1 protein-coding gene is annotated in these 640 nt (G+C 82.8%); it reads left to right on the forward strand.

The genetic code is table 11. The features are described 5' to 3' along the window. A partial coding sequence (locus tag EOE48_RS29515) for a hypothetical protein (RefSeq protein WP_210249610.1) occupies positions 1 to 498 on the forward strand: 498 nt, incomplete at its 5' end. Positions 499 to 640 lie beyond the last annotated feature (142 nt).

Below are 640 nucleotides of genomic sequence, written 5' to 3' on the forward strand. Positions count from 1 at the left end.
GGCGGCGCGGGCGCGGCCAGCGACCGCGACCGCCTGCTCGCCGAACTCGCCCCCGCCGACCTCGCCGCCGCGCCGGCGGTGCCGGCGGTGCCGGTGCCGGCCCTGCCGATACCGGCGGTGCCGGCCGCGGCGGTGGCCCCCGCCGCCCCGCCCCCGGCTCCGGCGGCGCGGCGCGTCGAGATCCTCGCCGAGCGCGTCGCCGAGGCGGTGCGCCTCGACCGGATCGCCGAGGTCCAGGGCGGCAGCTTCCGCCTCGTCGGCGACGGCACCGGCGGCCTCGACGCCATCACGGTCCGGCTGACCGGCGACAGCCTCGACGTCACCCTCGCGCACGCCTTCGACGCCTCGGGCGAGGCCCTGGCGGGGGCGGCCCGGCTCCTGGCCGAGCGGCTGCGCGAGCGCTTCCCGGCCCGGCGGATCCGCGTCCTGGAGGCGGCCGGATCGGCGCCCGACGGGCTTTCGGCCCTCGGCCGGCTGTTCGGGAGCGGCCCCGCGTGAGCCCCGACCCGTGGGCGCCGCCCGCGCTGGCGCTGCCGGCGCGGTCCGGGGCGTTCTGGAACGCGCTGGTGAGCTGGCTCGGCCCGGCGCTGCCCCTGCGCGGCGGGGCCGCGGCGGTCGCCGCCCTGGCCGAGGCGCCGCC

The sequence above is a fragment of the Methylobacterium oryzihabitans genome (assembly GCF_004004555.2).
In the GTDB taxonomy this organism is placed as follows: Bacteria; Pseudomonadota; Alphaproteobacteria; order Rhizobiales; family Beijerinckiaceae; genus Methylobacterium; species Methylobacterium oryzihabitans.